Annotated in this window: 10 protein-coding genes and 1 pseudogene; 8 read left to right on the top strand and 3 right to left on the bottom strand. The window is 71.1% G+C overall.

Features of this window, described 5'->3' with window-relative positions:
* The first annotated feature begins 186 nt into the window (after nucleotides 1-186).
* From ADY59_RS18595 to ADY59_RS18575, 5 genes are all read left to right on the top strand, one after another.
* On the top strand, nucleotides 187-885 hold the full coding sequence (locus ADY59_RS18595) for a hypothetical protein (RefSeq protein ID WP_156325584.1): 699 nt from the start codon (nucleotides 187-189) through the stop codon (nucleotides 883-885).
* Entirely contained in the window at nucleotides 885-1,652 is a 768-nt protein-coding gene (locus ADY59_RS18590; RefSeq protein WP_049563763.1) for a glycoside hydrolase family 16 protein, read from the top strand. The genes ADY59_RS18595 and ADY59_RS18590 overlap by 1 nt, the downstream gene beginning before the upstream one ends.
* A gap of 19 nt (nucleotides 1,653-1,671) precedes the next feature.
* Nucleotides 1,672-3,300: a serine/threonine-protein kinase gene (locus ADY59_RS52605; protein WP_053174880.1), complete on the top strand. Its 1,629-nt coding sequence runs from the start codon at nucleotides 1,672-1,674 to the stop codon at nucleotides 3,298-3,300.
* Nucleotides 3,301-3,409: 109 nt separating this feature from the next.
* Nucleotides 3,410-4,642, top strand: a complete 1,233-nt coding sequence (locus tag ADY59_RS18580) for a pectate lyase (RefSeq protein ID WP_082310205.1) — start codon at nucleotides 3,410-3,412, stop codon at nucleotides 4,640-4,642.
* A 96-nt stretch (nucleotides 4,643-4,738) separates the two neighbouring features.
* The gene (locus ADY59_RS18575; protein WP_049563761.1) at nucleotides 4,739-6,109 is read left to right on the top strand and encodes a lanthionine synthetase LanC family protein; all 1,371 of its coding nucleotides are present in this window, start codon (nucleotides 4,739-4,741) and stop codon (nucleotides 6,107-6,109) included.
* 264 nt (nucleotides 6,110-6,373) lie between these two features.
* Here ADY59_RS18575 and ADY59_RS18570 read toward each other — a convergent pair whose 3' ends face one another.
* The gene (locus ADY59_RS18570) at nucleotides 6,374-8,146 is read right to left on the bottom strand and encodes a flavin-containing monooxygenase (RefSeq protein ID WP_049563758.1); all 1,773 of its coding nucleotides are present in this window, start codon (nucleotides 8,144-8,146) and stop codon (nucleotides 6,374-6,376) included.
* A 60-nt stretch (nucleotides 8,147-8,206) separates the two neighbouring features.
* Nucleotides 8,207-8,653, bottom strand: a complete 447-nt coding sequence (locus ADY59_RS18565) for an Lrp/AsnC family transcriptional regulator (protein ID WP_049563756.1) — start codon at nucleotides 8,651-8,653, stop codon at nucleotides 8,207-8,209.
* A 158-nt stretch (nucleotides 8,654-8,811) separates the two neighbouring features.
* Here ADY59_RS18565 and ADY59_RS18560 point away from each other — a divergent pair, with 158 nt between their 5' ends.
* The 3 genes and pseudogenes from ADY59_RS18560 to ADY59_RS48795 form a co-directional block, all read left to right on the top strand.
* Nucleotides 8,812-12,198, top strand: a complete 3,387-nt coding sequence (locus ADY59_RS18560) for an indolepyruvate ferredoxin oxidoreductase family protein (protein ID WP_231618772.1) — start codon at nucleotides 8,812-8,814, stop codon at nucleotides 12,196-12,198.
* A 2-nt stretch (nucleotides 12,199-12,200) separates the two neighbouring features.
* Nucleotides 12,201-13,334 carry an acyl-CoA dehydrogenase family protein gene (locus ADY59_RS18555; protein WP_049563754.1) on the top strand — a complete coding sequence of 378 codons (1,134 nt, stop codon included), beginning with the start codon at nucleotides 12,201-12,203 and terminating at the stop codon, nucleotides 13,332-13,334.
* A 233-nt stretch (nucleotides 13,335-13,567) separates the two neighbouring features.
* Nucleotides 13,568-13,822, top strand: a pseudogene (locus ADY59_RS48795) (hypothetical protein); the annotation flags it as partial.
* A gap of 719 nt (nucleotides 13,823-14,541) precedes the next feature.
* Here ADY59_RS48795 and ADY59_RS18540 read toward each other — a convergent pair.
* The gene (locus ADY59_RS18540; RefSeq protein ID WP_049563750.1) at nucleotides 14,542-15,783 is read right to left on the bottom strand and encodes an IS256 family transposase; all 1,242 of its coding nucleotides are present in this window, start codon (nucleotides 15,781-15,783) and stop codon (nucleotides 14,542-14,544) included.
* Between the last annotated feature and the right edge of the window lie 89 nt (nucleotides 15,784-15,872).

Raw genomic sequence — 15,872 nt, 5'->3', positions numbered from 1 at the left:
GTCGCAGGCCCGGCACCCCATCCGGCCGGCCCGGCCTACGGGGGCGCCCCGACGCATCCCCCCGCGCACCTCGCGGGCGGGGGCCCGACCCACCCGCCGGGCCGGCCGATTGGCGGGCCGCCCTTCGGAGGGCAGCCTTCTGCGGGCCCACCACCCCATCCGGGTGGTCAGGCCTACGGGGGTGTGATGACCCATCCGCCTGGGGGATGGGGGGCGCCGAAGAGGCGGCGGAAGACCGGCAGGGCCGTGGCCGCGATGTCGGCCGCCGCCGTCGTGGCGATCGCGGCGGTGGTGTGGACGCAGCTCCCGTCACTCGGCGGGGAACCCCGGGAGACCCCCGGGGCGACCGGCGACCTCGCCCAGCCGGACGAGACCGCGGAGCCGGACGAGACGCCGGACGAGACCACCACCACGCCCGAGCAGGACCCGGAGAGCGTCAACCTGCACACCGAGGCAGGCATGCGCGCCATGATCAAGGCCCTGAAGCCCGTCATGGGCGGAACCAAGGTCCTCAGCCTGACCGTCTACCCCACCTACGCCTCCGCCGACGCCCCGGTGAAGGGCCGCAAGGGCGCCTACGACCGTTACTTCTACCGCGACGGCGTCGCCGCGAAGCAGGGCCCCGGCGGCACCTCGTCCGCCCCGGCGGTGGACCTGGAGTCGTACGACTGGAGCGTGCTCCCCGCCCTGTTCCGCAAGGCGCCCAAGGCCCTGAACGTCCCCAAACCCACCTCCCGCTACTTCATCGTGGACACCGACTATCCGTTCACCAGCGGCACCCGGCAGGTCCTGCTCGTCTACCTGAGCGACACGTACGACGGCGGCTACCTGGTGGCCGACCGCAAGGGCAAGGTGCTGAGGACGAACCCGGCGGATGAAGGCTGATGGACGGCTACGAGCTGGAGTTCGAGGACACCTTCGACGGCGACCGGCTGGACGGGAGCCGCTGGGTCCCGCGCTACCTCCCGCAGTGGACCACCGGCGACGCCTCGGCGGCCCGGCATCGCGTCGGCGACGGCCGGCTGGATCTGCTGATCGAGGCGGACCAGCCGCCGTGGTGCCCGGAGCTGGAGGGCGCGCTGCGGGTGTCGTCCCTGCAGACGGGCGTGTTCGCCGGCCCGCTCGGCAGCACGATCGGCCAGCACGGGCGCGGCTCGGGGGCCGTGGTCCGTGAGCCGCAGCGCGACGTGCGGCTCTACACCCCTCGGTACGGCCTGATCGAGATGCGTGCCAGGACCACCGACGACCCCCGGTGCATGGCGGCCCTGTGGATGATCGGCTACGAGGACGAGCCGGAGCGGTCGGCGGAGATCTGCGTGTGCGAGATCTTCGGCCGTGACGTCGGCCGTGACGCCACGCGGGTGGGCATGGGCGTCCACCCGTTCGGCGATCCGTCGATCACCGACGACTTCACGCAGGTGACGCTGCCGATCGACGCCCGCGACTTCCACGTGTACGCCGTCGAGTGGACGCCGGACCGGGTCTCCTTCTCCGTGGACGGCCGGCACGTCAGGACGGTGAACCAGTCGCCGGCCTATCCGATGCAGCTGATGCTCGGCATCTACGAGTTCCCCGAGCCGGTGGCGAGCGTGCGCCCGTACCCCAAACGGTTCACGGTCGACTACGTACGCGGCTATCGCCGGATCGGCTGACCCCGGCACAATCGGACGCATGCCCGTACCGCAGCGGCGAACGCGCCCTCTCAGGCCGAACGACCCCCGCGAGATCGCCGGTCATCCGCTGCGCGGGCGGCTCGGCGAGGGCGGGCAGGGCACGGTCTTCCTCGGCGAGACCCCCGACGGGCGGGAGGTGGCCGTCAAGCTCCTGCACGCCCGCTTCGACCACGACCCCGAGGCCAGGCGCTACTTCACGCGGGAGCTGGCCGCCCTTCAGCGGGTGGCGCCGTTCTGCACCGCCCGCGTCCTGGCGGCCGATCCCGACGCCGATCCACCGTACGTGGTCAGCGAGTACGTCGACGGGCCCTCGCTGCAGGAGGCGGTGCACGAGCGCGGCGTGCTGGCCGGGGCCGAGCTGGACCGGCTGGCCGTCGCGACCGCGACCGCGCTGGGCGCCATCCACGCGGCGGGGGTGGTGCACCGCGACTTCAAGCCAGCCAACGTGCTGCTGGCCGCCGACGGGCCCCGGGTGATCGACTTCGGCATCGCCCGCCCGTTCGACGCCACCGCGGGCCCGGCCAGCGGCGTCGTGGGCACGCCCTCGTACATGTCGCCGGAGCAGTTGTCCGGGCACCCGGCGGGGCCGGAGCTGGACCTGTTCGCATGGGCGTGCACGATCGCGTACGCGGCCAACGGCCGGCCGCCGTTCGGGCACGAGCCGCTGCCCGCGGTGATCAACCGGATCCTCAACGCGGAGCCCGACCTCGGCCGCCTGGCCGATCCGCTGCGCCATTACGTGGCCGCCTGCCTGCACAAGGACCCGGCCCGCCGGCCCACGGCCGCCCAGCTGCTGATGAGCCTGATGAACCGCGGCACCGACCCTGCCGGAACCCCCTTGCCGATGGGCCGTCCGGTCCCGGTCCCGCCTCCCGCGCCGGCAGGGACTCCGGCCCCCGGCGTGACTCCTGGGACGTGGGAGGCGGTGGGGCCGTCCACGCGACCGGGCAGGGCGCGCCGGGGGCTGGTGGTGGGCGCGGTGGCGGGCACGGTCGCCGTGCTGGCCGGGGTCGCCGTCGTGCTGGCCAACCTGGCGGGCGCCCAGGACCCGACGACCACCGTCACCACGTCGGCATCGGCGTCCACGTCGGCGTCCGCGTCGGCGGGCAACGTGGTGGCGCGGTCGCCGCGGCTCGGCCTGGAGTTCTGGCAGAACGGCGCGGCCGCCCCGCTGACCCTCACCGACCTGGACGACCCGGTCACCAAGGTCACCCTGCAGGCGGCTCCGTTCGAGCTGCGCGTCCCCACGCTCGCCAAGGATCGGGCGGTCCAGGTCTGCGCCTGGACCGACGACTCGATCTTCGAGGTCACCGACGGCGCCAAGACGGCCGATCACCCCTGCTTCGCCCCCGGCACCGGCATGGCCGACTACGAACACGGCTCCGGCACCCTCTTCCTCAACAACCAGGGCCACAACTACCTGATCGGCGACCGCGTGGCCCACCACTCGGACGCCCAGGACAAGGTGCTGTTCTCCGCGATCTTCAAGGACGGCGCGCAGATCCCCGTGTCGGATCAGCGGGACGACCTGTACCTGACGGTCTTCATCGACCACGACGGCGACCAGACCTTCAAGCAGGCTTCCGAGGGCGAGTACGAGTTCCTGGTCCTGGACTTCCCGGGCTGAAACTTTCAGCGGATCGCCGCAGGTCACCACTGAGGGACGAGCCCGCTGGTTGACGCCCCGGCACCGTCGTGGGATCAATCAGGGAAAGCGCTTACCCGAAGGAGCGGACGTGTTACGTCAATTCTTACGCCGCCTGTCGCTGACCGTCACCGCCGTGGTGACGGCACTGGCGGGCGCGGTCGCCGTCCAGCCTGCCGCGCAGGCCGCCAGCGTCGACACCGGTGCCTGGTACGTGCTGGTCAACCGGCACAGCGGCAAGGCCCTGGACCTGTACAACTTCGCCACCGGTGACGGCGCCCCGATCGTCCAGTGGGCCCGCAACGACGGCAACCAGCAGCAGTGGCAGTTCGTCAGCTCCGGCGACGGCTACTACCGGCTGAAGTCCCGGCACAGCGGCAAGGTGCTCGACGTCTACGAGTGGAACGCCGAAGGCGGCGCCGAGATCGTCCAGTGGGCCGACACCAACGGCTGGAACCAGCAGTTCCGCCTGGCCGACTCCGACGGCGGGCACGTACGCCTGATCAACCGGCACAGCGGCAAGGCTCTGGAGACCTGGGAGTGGGCCACCGGTGACGGCGCCCGGATCTCCCAGTGGGACGACCTGAACGGCGCCAACCAGCAGTGGCAGCTCGTCAAACTGGGCTCGGGCGGCGGCGGTGGCGGTGGTGACGGCAGCGGTTCGTGGCCGTCCGACACCGGCAGCGTGCATCAGACGGAGACGCGTGATGTGGGCTCGTTCTTCGACGGTGGGATGAAGCGCTACTACGGCATCGGTGACGGTGGCCAGGGCGAGAGCCAGGACCCGATGTTCGTGGTGGCCAACGGCGGCACGATCCAGAACGTGATCATCGACGCGCCGGCCGGTGACGGCATCCACTGCGAGGGCTCGTGCACGATCCGCAACGTGTGGTGGAACGACGTCGGCGAGGACGCCGCCACCTTCCGCAGTTCCAGTTCCTCGGCCCGCTACCTGGTCGAGGGCGGCGGCGCCAAGTCGGCCTCGGACAAGGTGTTCCAGCACAACGGCGCCGGCACGCTGACCATCCGCGACTTCCAGGTGCACAACGCCGGCAAGCTCTACCGCGCCTGCGGCAACTGCTCCAGCTCCTACCAGCGTCACGTGGTCATGGACGGCGTCACCGCCCGCTCCACGAAGGTCCTGGCCGGGATCAACACCAACTGGGGCGACACCGCCAGGTTCAGCCGCATCACCGTGTACGGCAGCGCCACCATCTGCGAGAAGTACAAGGGCGTGCCGAAGGGCGGCGAGCCCAGCAAGATCGGCGAGGGCGCGGACGGCGTCAACTGCCTCTACTCCTCGTCCGACATCACCTACAGATAGCCACCGTGCGCCGGGAAAGTCCCGCCTTTCCCGGCACCGAATGTTAGCGATAACATCGAACCGAATTCCCTACCAACCCTGTGGGATACTGAGCGCATGGGCTCGGACACGACCCGCGCGCACACGCCCCTGGACGCCGCGATCGAGGCGGCACGGTGGATCCGGTCGGCTGCCGTCGACGACGGCAGCCGGCGCCACTGGGCGGCCAACCCCGACCACGGCGGCCGCGCCGCCGTCCCCGCCGAGCCCGCCTCCCTGTATGCCGGGGCGGCGGGCATCGTGCTCTTCTTCCTCGAACTGGCCGCCGCCACCGGCGACGAGGCGTACTTGGAGGACGCCCGAGCCGGAGCCCGCTATCTGGTGGCCACCTGGCGCGACCAGGCGGATCTCACGCTCTACCACGGCCTGGCCGGCACGGTGGTCGCGCTCGCGGAGGCGGGCTGGGCGCTCGGCGACGCCGGGTTCGAGGAGGAGGCCGCGACCGCCGCCGCCCGGATCGCCGCCGCCGCCCGCCCGCTGCCCGGCGGCCCCGGGTGGACGGGCGACCCTGCCCAGCGGGGTGACGGCGGCATCGTGCTCGGCCTGCTGCGGGCGGCCACCGCGCTCGGCGTGCGGGCCTGCGAGGAGGTGGCGCTGGAGGCGGGCGGGCGTATCGCCGCGCTGGCCGTCCCGGGCCACCGCTTCGGCGCCCCACCGGCCGCCGGCTTCCCCGGCGGCGACGAGGCGGCACCGCCTGCCGTCCGCTCCGGCGGCGACCGGGCGGCGCTGCCGGAGGACGCCGTGGCCCCCGGGTTCCTGGCCGGCACGGCCGGCACCGCCTTCCTGCTGGCCAGGCTCTACGGGGCGACGGGTGACCCGCGGTTCCTGGAGGCGGCGCGGCGCGGAGCCGGGTTCGTCCGGGAGGTGAGCGTGGTCGCGGGGCGGTGCGCCGTGGTGCCGCATCACGTGCCGCAGGCGCGCGAGCTGCACTATCTGGGGTTCTGCTCCGGCTCGGCGGGCGTGGCGCGGATGTTCCACGAGCTCCACCGGGTGGCCGGCGACCCGGGCGACCTCGACTGGGTGGAGCGGCTGGCGCTCGGCGTCATCGAGAGCGAGGTTCCGCACCGGCGCACGCCCGGGTTCTGGAACGTGGCGTGCCAATGCTGCGGAGCCGCCGGGCTGCTGGAGTTGTTCGTCGGCCTGTGGTCGGCCTCGGGGTGCGAGGCGTACCTGGAACACGCCGGCGCGCTCGCCGACCACCTGATCGGCACGGCCGACGGCGCGGACGGCCGGGGCCTGCGCTGGTATCAGGCCTACCGGCGGCTGCGGCCGGGCGAGCTGACCGCCGACACCGGCTACATGGTCGGCGCGGCGGGCATCGGCGCGGCCCTGCTGCACCTGGACGCCGCGCTGCACCCGCAGGACGGCCGCCGGGTCATCCTCCTGCCCGACAACCCGTTCCCGCCCGCGCGGCTACAATCCCTGTAAAGCTAGTAGGAAATATTGACTTACGGGGCCGTGCCGACGTACGTTTCCCTCATGAGCCAGGGACTCAATCTGACCAGGCGCCCGCACGTGGACTTCGGTCGCGTCGCCGGCGCGCGGTGTCGTCGATCACGACCCAGCCACGCCCTTCTCCCCTGAGGACGATCTCGTGATCGATCTTGACCCCTTTCCCGCCGACATCCACTGGTACGACCTCCCCGACGACGAAGCGGACCCCTGCGCACGGCCGGCCATTCCTGAGGTGGCTCAGCGGAACGCCAGTCCAGCGAAGTCGCCGGAGGAGCGCCACTGGTCGATGAAGCGGAAGTAGGCCATGGCTCCCTGCGGATACCCGACCATGAGCCGGCCCTTGCGTCCCGGGTCCACGCCCTCGTTGTTGTAGTAGCCGGGCGTGCAGTCGGGCGACCCCAGCAGGGAGCCCGCGCCCGACAGCAGCAGCTCCACCCAGGCGTCCTCGGCCTCACCGGTGACCTCGACCTGGGCGTACCCCCGGTCGAGGGCGTGCTTGACGATCGTGGCGATCGTGCGGCCGGCCTCGGTGAGGTTGTGCGGGATGTTGGAGATCAGGTTCGCGCCCTGCGTGGGCTGGACGATGAAGGCGTTGGGGAAGCCGTGCACGTGGATGCCGTGCAGGGTGCGCATGCCGTCGGCCCAGTGCTCCGACAGCCGGACGCCGTCGCGCCCCGTCAGGTCGTATCCGGCGCGGCGGTCGAACTCGGTGCCGACCTCGAACCCGGAGGCGTAGATGACGCAGTCGACCTCGTACTCCCGGCCGCCCGCGACCACGCCGGCCTCGGTGATCCGCTCGACGCCCTTGCCGTCGGTGTCGACCAGGTGGGTGCCCGGCTCGTTGTACGCCTGCAGATACGCGTCGTGGAAGCACGGCCGCTTGCAGAGCTGCCGATACCACGCCTTCAGGCGCCGGGCGGTCTCCGGATCGGCCACGATCGTGTCGACGCGGGCCCTGATCTCGGCCATCTTCTCGAAGTCGGAGTCCTCGAATGCCTCCAGCATCCGTTCCAGGCTGCGTTCCTCGGCGGGCAGTTCGGCGATCTTGGCGCGGACGCGGCGGGAGATGTCGGTCCAGCCGTCCATCACCAGGTCGTCCTCCTCCAGGGCGCCGGTCTGGTTGGCGGTGAAGTTCTCCAGCCAGCGCTGCTGCCAGCCCGGCGTCGCGATCGAGGCGAACCAGTCGGGGTCGGTCGGCCGGTTGTCCCGCACGTCCACCGACGACGGCGTCCGCTGGAACACGTACAGCTCGCCGCACGCCCTGGCCAGGTGTGGCACGCACTGCACGGCCGTCGCGCCGGTGCCGATGATCGCCACACGCTTGTCCGCCAGCCGGTCCATCGGCGTGCCGAGCGGGTCGCCGCCGGTGTAGGCGTAGTCCCACCGGCTCGTGTGGAAGGAGTGCCCGCGGAACGACTCGATGCCCGGGATGCCGGGTAGCTTCGGCACGTGCAGCGGTCCGACGCCCATCGCCACGAACTGGGCGGTGAACGCGTCGCCCCGGTTCGTCGAGACGATCCACCGCGTACCGTCCCAGGTCAGGTCCGTGACCTCGGTGTGGAACAGCGCGTTGTCGTACAGCCCGAACTGCTTGCCGATCCGCTGGCAGTGCTCCAGGATCTCCGGCGCGTGGGCGTACTTCTCGGTGGGGACGTGGCCGGTCTCCTCCAGCAGCGGCATGTAGACGTAGGACGCGGTGTCGCACTGCGCGCCCGGGTAGCGGTTCCAGTACCAGGTGCCGCCGAAGTCGCCGCCCTTCTCGACGATGCGCACGTCGTCGACGCCGGCCTCCTTCAGCCGCGCCCCGGTGACGAGCCCGGCGAACCCGCCGCCGATGAACGCGACCGTCACGTGGTCGCGCTTCGGCTCCCGTTCGGCCAGCGGGGTGTACGGGTCGTCCAGGTAGTGACTGAGTTGCCCGGTGAGCCGTAGGTACTGGTCATTGCCATCGGGGCGGAGCCGCTTGTTGCGCTCCTCCAGATACCTGCGGCGGATGGCCTCTTTGTCCATGAACGCTCCTTCGGCAGCGATTCCAGAATGGCATTCGGGAATCGTGCCGACAAGGGCCGCTCACGCCAGCGCGTCGCGGGTCCACGAGCCGAGCACGAGGAGTGTCTTGGTGCCCGTCACGTCGCCCGCGCGGCGCAGCCGGTCGATGACCTGCTGCAGGTGGCCCAGATCGCGCACCCGGACGTGGATGAGCGCGTCCGGGTCGCCGGCGATCGTGAACACCGCCTGCACCTCCGGCACGTCCGTCGCCGTCCGGACGATCTCGCTCACCGGCGTCGTGCCCGGGTAACGCAGCTCGGTGAACGCCTCGATGCCCCAGCCCAGCTTGGCGTAGTCGATCTGCACGCTGAAACCGGTGATCACGCCCAGCTCCCGCAGCCGGTCCACCCGCCGCTTCACCGCCGCCACCGACAGGCCGATCCGCTCGGCCATCTCCGAGAACGTCCGCCGGCCGTCCTCGCGCAGCAGCCGCAGCACCTGGTGATCGATCTCGTCCACGACTGACATGCGCGAACCCCCTCCTTTGCCGCAAAGAACATATGCATTCCCCGCCTACCGCTCCAAGTCTTTGCGTCTTCGTCCCGGTTTTCCCGCTGATACTTGCGCTCATCCCGGGTGCGTTGCTGTGCTGGGGGTCCCCACCGCACGACCGCCAGGAGGTACGCGTGAGCGTGTCCCTCGACGACAGGTACGCCGCCGAGAGCGGCCGGGTGCTGATCTCCGGCATCCAGGCCCTGGTCCGCCTCACTCTGGAGCAGCGCCGCCTGGACACCGGGCGCGGCCTCGACACCCGCGTCTTCGTCTCCGGCTACCAGGGCTCCCCGCTCGCCGGGGTCGACCTGGAGATGGGCCGCGCCCGGCGCTTCCTCGACGAGGCCGGCGTGGTGTTCCAGCCCGGGCTCAACGAGGAGCTCGCCGCCACCGCCGTCGCCGGCACCCAGCTCCTGCGCGAGCTCCCCGGCCGCCGCCACGCCGGCGTGACGGGCTTCTGGTACGGCAAGAACCCCGGCCTGGACCGGGCCGCCGACGCCATCAGGCACGGGAACGTGGCGGGCACGGCGGCGCTCGGCGGGGCCGTGGCCTGGATCGGCGACGACCCGGGCAGCAAGTCCTCCACGGTGCCCAGCTCGTGCGAGCCGATGTGCCAGAGCCTGGCCATGCCGCTGCTCGCGCCGGGCACCGTGGCCGAGATCATCGAGTTCGGCCTGCACGCCGTCGCCCTGTCGCGGGCCTCCGGACTGTGGACGGGGCTCAAGATCCTCGCCGACGTGGCCGACGCCTCGGCGACCGTCGACCTCGACGCGCTGCGGTCGGGCATCCCCGCGCCGCAGCGCGCCGACGCCGGGCCGCCGCCGATCCTGGTGGGCCCCGCCTCGCTCGACGCCGAGCACGACATGCTCACCCGGCGGCTCGACCTGGCCCGCGCCTACGCGCGGGCGAACGGGCTGAACCGGGTCATGTTCTCCTCCTCGCGCGCCACGCTGGGCATCGTCGCCTCCGGCACGTCGTACCAGGTGGTCCTGCGGGCGCTGGCCGACCTCGGGGTGCGGGAGGCGGACCTCGAAGGGCTCGGGGTGCGGCTCGTCCGGCTCGGGATGCCGTTCCCGCTCGACCCCGCCGAGCTGGTCGCCATGACCTCCGATCTGGAGCGGGTGCTCGTGGTCGAGGACAAGGTGCCGTTCATCGAGGGCCTGCTCAAGCAGGCGCTGTACGGCGGGGAGCGGACGCCGGTCGTGGTCGGGCGCGCCGACGAGACCGGGCGCGAGCTGCTCACCGCGCGTGGCACGCTGGGCGCCGAGTCCGTCGCCGCCGCCGTGGCCGCCTGCCTCGGCCCCGACCGCCTGCCGCGGACCGCACTCACACTGGCCGGCGCCGGCTCCTCCGTGAAGAGGCGCGCCCTGCTGCCCGTCGTCGCGGCGCGGACACCGTACTTCTGCTCGGGCTGCCCCCACAACACCTCCACGCGCACGTCCGACGACACCCTGGTGGGCGTCGGGATCGGCTGCCACGCGATGATCGCGCTGGACGGCAACGGGCGCGGTCACCAGGTCGGCATCACCCAGATGGGCGGCGAGGGAGCCCAGTGGATCGGCCTGGCGCCGTTCACCGAGGACCGGCATTTCGTGCAGAACCTCGGTGACGGCACCTTCCATCACTCCGGCTCCCTGGCCATCAGGGCCGCCATCGCCGCCGGGGTGACGATCACCTACAAACTCCTCTACAACGACGCCGTCGCCATGACCGGTGGCCAGCGCGCCGAGGGCCGCCTGGACGTGCCCGCGCTGACGCGGGCGCTCGCCGTCGAAGGGGTACGGCGCGTCGTCGTCACCACGCCCGAGCCCGAGACGTACCGGAACATCACGCTCGACCCGATCGCCACCGTCAGGCACCGCGACGACCTCCCCGACGTGGAGCGGGAGCTGGCCGCGCTCGACGGGGTGACCGTGCTGATCCACGACGACCGGTGCGCGGCCGAGGAACGGCGGCTGCGCAAACGCGGCAAGCTGCCCGTCGCCGTCGAGAAGGTCGTCGTCAACGAGCGGGTCTGCGAGGGTTGCGGCGACTGTGGCGAGGTGTCCACCTGTCTGTCGGTGCAGCCCGTGGAGACCGAGTTCGGGCGGAAGACGCGCATTCACCAGCCGTCCTGCAATTCCGACCTGAGCTGCCTGAAGGGGGACTGCCCGTCGTTCCTGCTGGTGAAGCCGGGGACGGCGAAGCGGGAGCGGCCGGTGCCGGAGGCGCCGGGGTCTCTGCCGGAGCCTGTGGCGAAGTTCCCAGATAAATCAGCATTGATCCGCATGCCCGGCATCGGGGGGACCGGGGTCGTCACCGTCTCGCAGATCCTGCAGATGGCCGCCCACCTCGACGGCCTGCACGCGGCCGGCCTGGAGCAGACCGGCCTGGCGCAGAAGGGCGGGCCGGTCGTCAGCGACATCCGCATCGCCCCGCACCCGATCACCGGCTCCGTACGGGCCGCGAACGGCAGCGCCGACGTGCTCATCGGCTTCGACCTGCTCGGCGCCGCCGCCGACGCCAACCTGGCCGCCGCCGCGCCGGACCGCACGATCGCCGTGGTCAACACCACCGTCGTGCCCACCGCCGCCATGGTGACCGGCCGCGACCGGCTCGGCTCCACCGAAGGCGCGCTCGCCCGCGTCGAGTCGGCCACCCGGCAGGCCGACAACCTGTACGTGGACGCGCACGGCCTGGCCGAATCCCTGTTCAACGACCACATGCCGGCCAACATGGTGCTCGTCGGCGCCGCGTACCAGCATGGCTGCATCCCGATCTCCGCCGCCTCGATCGAGCAGGCCATCCGGCTCAACAAGGCCGCCGTCGAGCAGAACCTGGCCGCCTTCCGCTGGGGCCGCGCCACCGTCGTCACCCCGGCCGAGGCTCCGGCCGCCGAACCGGGCCTGGAGGAGGTGCTGGCCCGCCGCACCGCCGACCTGACCGGCTACCAGAACGCCACCTACGCGCGCACGTACGCCGACGACGTCCGCCACGTGACGGCGCGCGCCACCGAGCGCGCCGGCGAGGAGGCCGGCGCCCGCATCGGCCTCGCCTACGCCCGCGGCCTGCACAAGCTCATGGCCTACAAGGACGAGTACGAGGTCGCCCGCCTCCACCTCGACCCGGCCGAGCAGGCCAGGCGCGAGCAGGAGTACGGCACGGACGCCGTCGTGTCGGTGCTGCTGCACCCGCCGCTGCTGCGCGCGCTGGGCATGAAGCGCAAGATCCGCCTGCGCCGCACGGCCGCGCCCGTCTTCCGCGGCCTGCGCGCCGCCCGGGTGCTGCGCGGCACCGCCCTGGACGTCTTCGGCTACGCCCACGTACGACGGGTCGAACGGGAGTTGGTCAGCGAATACCGTGATCTCATGCGAGACGCCCTGAACCGGCTCACGCCCGGCACCGCCGACGCCGTGGCCGACCTCGCCGCGCTGCCGGAGATGATCCGCGGGTACGAGGACATCAAGCTCGCTCGCGTCGCCGAGTTCCGCGAGCGGGCGGCCAAGGCCCTCGCGCACCTGAACGCCTCTTCCCAGGAGTAGCCGTGACCGTTGACCGCCTGCTGCCGGACCAGGACGCCCGAGACCTCCTCGACCTCACCCGCGACATCGCCGACAAGGAGCTCGCCCGCAGGGTCGACGAGCACGAACGCGCCGAGACGTACCCGCACGGGCTGTTCGCGACGCTGGGCGAGGCCGGGCTGCTCGGCCTGCCCTACCCCGAGGAGTACGGCGGCGGCGGGCAGCCGTACGAGGTGTATCTGCAGGTGATCGAGGAACTCGCCGCCCGGTGGGCCTCGGTGGCGGTGGCCACCAGCGTCCACACACTGGCCTGCTTCCCGGTGCTCGCCTACGGGACGCCGGAGCAGCGGTCGCGATGGCTGCCGGACATGCTGGCCGGGCGCCTGATCGGCGGCTACAGCCTGTCGGAGCCCCAGGCCGGCTCCGACGCCGCCGCCCTCACCTGCCGCGCCGACCGCGTCGAGGGCGGCTACCGGATCACCGGCAACAAGGCGTGGATCACCCATGGCGGCATCGCCGACTTCTACGCCCTCTTCGCCCGCACCGGCGACCGGAGCATCTCCTGCTTCCTCGCTCCCGGGGCAGCCGACGGCCTCACGTTCGGGCGCCCCGAGGAGAAGATGGGCCTGCACGCGGTGCCCACGACCGGCGCCCACTGGGACGGCGCCTTCCTGGAGGACGAACGACTGCTCGGCGAAGAGGGGCAGGGGCTCCAGATCGCCTTCAGCGCCCTCGACTCCGGACGCCTCGGCATCGCCGCCTGCGCCACCGGCCTCGCCCAGGCCGCCCTGGACGAGGCCGTCTCGTACGCGAAGGAGCGGCAGACGTTCGGCAGGAAGATCATCGACCACCAGGGCCTCGGCTTCCTGCTGGCCGACATGGCGGCCGGGGTCGACTGCGCGCGAGCCACCTACCTGGACGCCGCCCGCCGCCGCGACGCCGGCCTGCCGTACAGCCGGCAGGCGTCCGTGGCCAAGCTGGTGGCCACCGACACGGCCATGAAGGTGACCACGGACGCGGTGCAGGTGTTCGGCGGGTACGGGTACACGCGCGAGTTCCGGGTGGAGCGGTACATGCGCGAGGCCAAGATCATGCAAATCTTCGAGGGCACCAATCAGATCCAGCGGCTGGTCATCAGCAGACACTTGGCCAAGTAGCTTCTGACGTGCGAGAACCCCGCTTTCCGGTGCTGGGAAGCGGGGTTCGGTTGTCTTGGGGCGGCGTCTTACATGATCACTGTTCCGTGCCTGTTCCGTGAGAGACCTCGCGCGGACGGAACAGCCGGTCGTCGATGGCCTTCCGAGCGCGGTCGTGGGAGCCGGGCATCATGTGGGCGTAGACCCGGAGGGTGAACCCCGGGTCGGCATGGCCGGGGTATTCAGCGAGCGCCACGTCGTACAAGGGCCGCAACAAGCCCCTGTCGCAGAAGCCGGCCAACCGCTCCCACGCTCGGCTACGCGGACCGGGCGAACGCGCCAACGCCCAGCTCAAGAGCTGGCTTATCCTCCGCAAGCTCCGCTGCTGCCCGCACATGGCAGGCGCGCTCTGCAAGGCGATGGCCGTTCTGCAGAACTACGAGCTCACCCGACATCCTCGATCACTTGCCGCAGGGGCATCCGGCCGCCTCACTCATGCTGCGGCGTGAGGACTTGTCGGCCATCTACAGTTGGGCAGTGGTCACGTCTTCGGCCCTGTCCTGGACCGCCGAGGCGATCGGCGACCGGAAGTTGCTGGAGATCGGGGCCGGGTCCGGCTGTTGGAGTCATCAGCTGATCCAGCGGCCGTGCGCGCTCACCCTGACAGGGGTCTCCTGCTGGTGCGGCCTCCCCACCATGACCAGACCCTGCGCGCTTTCTTCGATGAGCTGGAGCGGCACTGGTATGAGGAGGCCGTTTGTCCTGTTGCCGTCCATTGGCTGGGCCACAACGACCGGATGATGCTCTATCGTCGCATGTCCGGCCGCCGTTGACATTGACGAGTTCCCGCGTGTTCAGCGCACTGCCATGGGTGGGCGGACACCCGGGCAAGAGCTTCGACGTGGTGCCCATTTGTCTTGTGAGGGCTGCGACCCGGCAGGCCCGGGAAAGTCCTCACGCCAGGTGACAGTCGCCACCTGCAGCAGAGCCCACAGATCGGCGGCGGCGATGGCTCGGACACGGGCGTGAGCGCGCCGCGTCAACAAGCTCCCGCCACACGGACAGAGTCCCGATCGGCGCCTCGGCCGTACCCGCCCAACGTCTGTGCGACCCGCACTCGTACCCGGTGAAACTTGTGCATGACGCGACATGGCGGCCCCCCCGAGTCTCGGTCACGTCCACGGACGTGGTGTATGAATCGATCTCCGAGTGATCCTGTTTCTGCAGGTTAAGCGGTAAGTGTCTGTGGGAGTTGGTTCGGGGTCGGTGTGTCGCTTGTGATCAGCCGGACGCGGGCTTTGGCCAGGATGTCCAGGCCCATGTAGCGTCGGGCTTCGATCCATTCGTCGGTCTGCTCGGCCAGCACCGCGCCGACCAGCCGGATGATGGCGGCCCGGTCGGGGAAGATGCCGACCACGTCGGTGCGGCGGCGGATCTCTTTGTTCAGTCGTTCCTGCGGGTTATTCGACCAGATCTGCCGCCAGGTCTCACGCGGGAAGGCGGCGAAGGCCAGCAAGTCCTCGCGGGCGGCGTCCAGATGCTCACAAGCGGCCGGGTACTTGGCCTCCAGCGCTTCGATGACCCAGGCGTGCTGGCTGCGCACCTGCTCGGCGGTGGGCTGGTCGAAGATGGTGCGCACCAGGGTGGCCACCCACGGCTGGGCTGACTTGGGTACGCAGGTGAGCAGATTGCGCAGGTAGTGGGTGCGGCAGCGCTGCCAGCACGCGCCCGGCAGAGCGGCGCCGATGGCCTCGACCAGGCCGCGGTGGGCGTCGGAGATGACCAGCTGAACGCCGGACAGGCCCCGGGCGAGCAGGCCGCGCAGGAACGCCAGCCAGCCGGCACCGTCCTCGGCCGAGGTGACCTCCAGGCCGAGGACCTCGCGCTGGCCGTTGGCGTTGACGCCGGTGGCCACCAACACGTGCACGTTGATCGTGCGACCGCCCTCACGCACCTTCTGGGTCAAGGCGTCCAGCCAGACGAAGGTGTACGGGCCGGCGTCCAGCGCGCGGGTGCGGAACGCCTCGACCTGCTCATCCAGCACCTTGGCCATCTGCGAGACCTGGCTCTTGGAGATGTGCTTGATGCCGAGCTGCTCGACCAGCTTGTCCACCCGCCGGGTGGAAACGCCGAGCAGGTAGGACGTGGCGACCACGCTGATCAGCGCCTGCTCGGCCCGTCGGCGTCGCTCCAGCAGCCAGTCCGGATAGTAGGAGCCGGACCGCAGCTTCGGAATCGCGAGCTCGATGGTTCCTGCGCGGGTGTCCCACTCGCGCGCCCGGTAGCCGTTGCGGGAGTTGGTCCGCTCGTCGCTGCGCTGGCCGTAGGCGGCCCCGCACAGGTTGTCAGCCTCGGCCGACATCAACGCTTCGGCCATGGTCTTCACCATGGATCGCAACATGTCAGGGTCGTCGGTCTCGATCTGCTTCGCGAGCCACTGCGCGGGCGTCACACTGTTGTCTGCGGCCATCGACTGGTTCTCCTTCGATCTTGATCTAGCTACTCGAAGGATCACTCGATGGCCGTCTTCATTTCACGGCGCCACGCCTGTGACCAGGC

Origin of the sequence: Nonomuraea sp. SBT364 (assembly GCF_001083785.1) — a bacterium.
GTDB lineage: Bacteria > Actinomycetota > Actinomycetes > Streptosporangiales > Streptosporangiaceae > Nonomuraea.
Note: the sequence above shows the minus strand (reverse complement) of the source record. Positions and strands in the feature narration are given on the sequence as shown.

Bases quoted from the DNA above. Each gene is read 5' to 3' on its own strand.
- ADY59_RS18595 (WP_156325584.1), top strand. From the start codon at position 187: ATGACCCATCCGCCTGGGGGATGGGGGGCGCCGAAGAGGCGGCGGAAG.
- ADY59_RS18590 (WP_049563763.1), top strand. From the start codon at position 885: ATGGACGGCTACGAGCTGGAGTTCGAGGACACCTTCGACGGCGACCGG.
- ADY59_RS52605 (WP_053174880.1), top strand. From the start codon at position 1,672: ATGCCCGTACCGCAGCGGCGAACGCGCCCTCTCAGGCCGAACGACCCC.
- ADY59_RS18575 (WP_049563761.1), top strand. From the start codon at position 4,739: ATGGGCTCGGACACGACCCGCGCGCACACGCCCCTGGACGCCGCGATC.
- ADY59_RS18570 (WP_049563758.1), bottom strand. From the start codon at position 8,146: ATGGACAAAGAGGCCATCCGCCGCAGGTATCTGGAGGAGCGCAACAAG.
- ADY59_RS18565 (WP_049563756.1), bottom strand. From the start codon at position 8,653: ATGTCAGTCGTGGACGAGATCGATCACCAGGTGCTGCGGCTGCTGCGC.
- ADY59_RS18540 (WP_049563750.1), bottom strand. From the start codon at position 15,783: ATGGCCGCAGACAACAGTGTGACGCCCGCGCAGTGGCTCGCGAAGCAG.